Raw genomic sequence first — 588 nt, 5'->3', positions numbered from 1 at the left:
AATCGCCCGTGATATTACAGAGCGGCATGAAACCGAAGAAATGTTACGGCTACTGAAACGTAGTGTCGATGCGAATCCTCATGGCATCGTGCTGACCAATGCTTCTGCACACCATGTTATTGAATATGTTAATCCTGCTTTTGAAAGCCTGACCGGTTATAAAAAAGAAGAGGTGCTAGGTCAGAACTGTCGTTTTCTGCAAGGTCCTGATACCGATCCGGAGATGATTGATAAAATACACAATGCACTTCAAGAACGGCAAGAAATCCAGATCACCTTAAAAAACTATCGTAAAGATGGGAGCTGGTTCTGGAACCAGCTGATATTAGGACCAGTTTTTGATGACAAAAATTTCTGTACCCATTTTATTGGAATTCAGCAAGATATTACTCAACAGCAGGCAAATAGCGAATATATTGCCCGTCAGCAAACCCACCATAGTTTAACCGGATTAATTAATCATCATACCTTTGAAAAAATACTGGATGTCGCATTCCACATACAACATGAAAGTCAACAGTCCCTGATTGTCATGTATGTGGATTTAGATGGCTTCCAGCCTTTAAATCAAAGTCTGGGGCACCTCAG

General features: G+C 41.2%; 1 protein-coding gene. It reads left to right on the top strand.

Going from position 1 to position 588, the window contains the following annotated elements; all coding sequences use genetic code 11:
* Positions 1–588: PAS domain-containing protein (locus tag WAE57_RS15805; RefSeq protein WP_337711308.1), on the top strand; the 588-nt coding region annotated here is incomplete at both ends.

Source organism: Acinetobacter sp. NS-4 (assembly GCF_037402435.1).
GTDB lineage: Bacteria > Pseudomonadota > Gammaproteobacteria > Pseudomonadales > Moraxellaceae > Acinetobacter.
Note: the sequence above shows the minus strand (reverse complement) of the source record. Positions and strands in the feature narration are given on the sequence as shown.